This window comes from Micromonospora sp. NPDC023966 (genome assembly GCF_040639095.1).
Lineage (GTDB): Bacteria > Actinomycetota > Actinomycetes > Mycobacteriales > Micromonosporaceae > Micromonospora.
Genome location: NZ_JBEZZJ010000079.1, coordinates 1 through 3579 on the forward strand (window position 1 = coordinate 1; position 3579 = coordinate 3579).

The 3579-nt window shown below is 68.3% G+C and carries 3 protein-coding genes; 2 read left to right on the forward strand and 1 reads right to left on the reverse strand.

Features of this window, described 5'->3' with window-relative positions:
* Window positions 1-222 precede the first annotated feature (222 nt).
* Window positions 223-1404 (forward strand): hypothetical protein, encoded by a 1182-nt coding sequence (locus tag AB0F68_RS35145; protein WP_357346189.1) that lies wholly within the window; start codon window positions 223-225, stop codon window positions 1402-1404.
* An 80-nt stretch (window positions 1405-1484) separates the two neighbouring features.
* On the opposite strand, the gene AB0F68_RS35150 is transcribed toward AB0F68_RS35145, so the two are convergent.
* Complete coding sequence (locus AB0F68_RS35150) at window positions 1485-2615, reverse strand: FAD-dependent monooxygenase (RefSeq protein ID WP_357346191.1); 1131 nt, start codon at window positions 2613-2615, stop codon at window positions 1485-1487.
* A 24-nt stretch (window positions 2616-2639) separates the two neighbouring features.
* Here AB0F68_RS35150 and AB0F68_RS35155 point away from each other — a divergent pair, with 24 nt between their 5' ends.
* Entirely contained in the window at window positions 2640-3365 is a 726-nt protein-coding gene (locus AB0F68_RS35155) for a TetR/AcrR family transcriptional regulator (RefSeq protein WP_357346193.1), read from the forward strand.
* Window positions 3366-3579: the final 214 nt, after the last annotated feature.

Here is a 3579-nt window from a genome sequence, read left to right on the forward strand (position 1 = left end):
CAGGAACCGTACCCACCCCACCCGGGGCGAGGCGCGGACGCCCGAGAAGGGCGCTGTCTCACAACTCCACCGAGTTATGAAACAGGCCGTAGGCGAGATTCACCCCGGGACTTCCGCACGCTTGCGCAGTTGCTGGGCCGTCCGACGCCCGGCGGGCCGCTGCCGGTCTTGGCGGGAAGGTGGCCCGTCCGGTCCTGGTGCCGCCGATGCCACAATCTGTTCGTGGATCCCTCGTCCTTCGGCGCGATTTTCGGCCGACCGTCGGCCGTTCCTGTCCCCGTCGACTGGGACGCGGTGGAGTCGTGGCTCGGTCTTCGCCTGCCCGGCGACTACAAGTCAGTGGTTGCTGCCTACGGGCCGCTCGACATCGGTGAGTTCATCTGGTTGCACACTCCCTGTATCCAGGAGGGGCGTTTCGACTACGCCACCTGGCTGCGGGACACCCACCGCCACTGTCGCATCTCCTCCCGTGAGGCCCCGCCGTATGAGCCGCCGGCTTTCCATCCTGCGCCTGGTGGCCTGCTCGCCTGGGGGATGACGCGGTCGGCCAGCTATCTGTTCTGGGACACGGGAGTGTCCGAAGATCCGGATCGGTGGCCGGTCGTCGTCTTCCACCAGGATGCCGTCTACCAGGGCGTCAATCCGTGGCGCAGCTATGAAATGCCATTGCTGGACACGCTCTCCGCAGCCGTTCGCACCGGGCTTCCGCTGCCCGGCGGCGGGAGGATCGGGCCGCTGCCGGCAACCGCGCGGCGGACTGCTTTCCTCACCGGCGCCGTGCGATGGGCCCCACCCGTGCCCCGGCCCGAAGTGGTACCCGTGGCGCAGCGGCGGGCCGCGCTGACTGAGGGCACCGGGCTGGAGGCGCTGAGGCTTCTCGTGCCCCCGCCCGAGGTTCCCTACCTTGGCGGCGGCACCTGGGAGGAGCTGTTCGAGGAGCTAGGCACGCGGCTGCCCGCTGAGTACATGGCTCTGATGGACCGCTACGGGGCTGGATGCTGGTCGAAGTGGCTGAATTTCGTCACGCCGTTGCGCACCAACGGCCGCGGGTTCGCATACCACGCCGCCGAGGTACTGGACGGGTACCGCAGCCTTCGCGCAGGCTTCCCCGAGTACCACCCGCTGCCTGTCTGGCCTGAGCCTGGGGGCTTCCTACCCTTCGCGAGCTCCATCGACGGTGACCAACTTGGATGGCTGACCGAGGGGGACCCCGACAGTTGGCGGTTGATCATTTCTCCCCGTCATGCCGGCCAGGGGCCGCCGCTGCCCGGTAACCTGACGGACACGCTGTTGGAGTGGCTGCGCGGACGCTTCGCCAGCGAGGGACTTCCTGGCCTGGACAAGCTCGACGATCCGCTGGAGTTCATCGATTTCGAGCCGTGGGACGACGAAGCGTACTGGTAAGAGGGTCTGCTGGCCGGCGTCCGATGCGCTGACCCGCCTGACACCGGCCGGCGGCGCATGATCCGGCAGGCGGGGCATTCTCAATCTGCGGCTGCCGGCTCGGTCGTCCGCGCCGTGAAGAAGCGGGTGATGTCGTCCGCTGCGGTGGGGGACAGCATCATCGCCTGGACTCGTGCGGACATTTCGGCGATCGGGTGAGTTCTGGTGAACATCGCCTCTTCGTAGGTCCGGATCGCCGTGTCCGGGTCGGCGGGGTTGGCGGCGAGTTCGCCGGCGAGTTCGGCGGCGTCGAGCATGGCCTGGTTGGCGCCCTCGCCGACCGGCGGCATGAGGTGCGCGGCGTCGCCGATCAGGGTGATTCCCGGCTGGTTGGCCCAGCGTGTACCGATGGGCATCGCTTCGATCCTGCGAGGCGTCGGCGCGCTGTCGCCGGCTTCGATGAGTGCGGTGAGCCTTGAGTCCCAGCCTTCGAAGAGGTCCAGCAGCGCACGCTTACTGCGGTATGTGTCGATGTCGCGATCTTCTGCGCGCAAGGAGATCCCGACTCGTATGCCGCCATCGCCGAGGCGTTGCGCTGCAAGGATCTGGTTCACGCCGACGCACCACAGGTTCCCGGGGCCGACCAGCTCAGCGAGATCCGGGTGGCGGCGGTCGGCGTCGCTGATGCTCAGCTCCACCAGAGTGGCCACGTAGGACAGCTTTGCGTCGGTCAGCAGTGACCGGACGACCGAGCGCGCGCCGTCCGCGCCGATGAGGATGTCGCAGTCGGTTTTGTGGCCGCCATGGAACGTCAGCCCGAAGCCCCCGTCAGGGCGTGGCGTCGCCGCGACGAGCCGGTGCTGCCACGCGACCGCGTCGCCCGGGAGCGAATCGAGCAGAAGGTCACGCAGTGCGCGTCGATCGATCTCAGGACGTCCGGAGAATGAGCCGGGGTGTGGCTTGTGGTGCACGAGGGTGCGTCCGGCCTGGTCGAGAATCCGATGTTCCTCGCCCTCAGGCCGCGCCTCAGACCGGAACCGGCCGGTGAGACCCGCCTCGGCCAGGGCCTGTTGCCCGGACTCCGGGTGCAGGTCGAGCATGCCGCCCTGCGATCGCGCAGACCGGCTTGCCTCGCGTTCGTATACCACCGCGTCGAGGCCGTGCCGGCGCAGGATTCGTGCCAGCGTCAGGCCCCCGAGGCCGCCCCCGGCGATCGCGATTCGCATCTTCATCTCCGTTACCGTACGCTGTATTCCGTGGATACGTCGTACGGTAGCGGGGTGTTGCCCGTTTGGGAACGGCCCGAGCCTCAGCCGCGAGCGGCCCCGGTGCTGTTGAGCCGCGCGAAGATCGCCGCTACGGCGATCCGCCTTGCCGACGCGCACGGCCTCGACGGACTGTCGGTTCGCAAGATCGCCAAAGAGCTCGGTGTCGGTCCGATGCGGCTCTACGACTACGTGATCAACAGATCCGAACTGCTCGATCTGATGGTCGACGCCGTCTATGCCCAGATCGCCGAGGCCGGCCAGCACACCGACTGGCGCGCCACGGTACTGGCCATCGTCCACCGGACCCGGGATGCCGCCCTTGATCATGAGTGGTTCTCCGATCTGCTCGGCGGAAGGCCACACCTGGGGCCGCATGCGCTCGCCGTGGGCGAATCGACCGCGGCGGCGCTCAGCCGGGCCCCCGGCATGCGCAACATCGACGACCTCCAGCGGGCCTTGGGTGCCCTCAACGCCTTCATCATCGGAGCGCTCCGCAGGGAGGTCACCGAGCGACGCACCGCCCGTTCCACCGGCACCGATGAGGCCGCCTGGCAGGCGAGCCTCGGACCCTACCTGACACGCATGCTCAAAACGGGCCGCTATCCCACCGTCGCCCGGCTCGTCATCGACGGCGCCCACCTCAACGCCGAGGAGACCTTCAACCACAACCTGACCACCATCTTGGACGGCATCACCAGCCATCCCCACCCATGACCTACCGCTCGCAGGCCAGTGGTCGGCTGAGCACGATCCACCTCGATCGGACATCCGGATCTGCCGCCGACGAGCGGCCCCCGACGATCGGGCCAGCGGGGCGCGAGTCAGACGCTGCCCGGGAGCGGGTTGAGGGCACTATCGTTCTGGCGTGCACATCCGCTTCGACGTTCCAGCCGATCCCACGTACCCGGGCCGCGTGGCGGCTGTGCTC

What these genes read in the sequence shown, in the direction of transcription:
- AB0F68_RS35150 (WP_357346191.1), bottom strand. Translation starts at nt 2,615, where the DNA reads ATGAAGATGCGAATCGCGATCGCCGGGGGCGGCCTCGGGGGCCTGACG.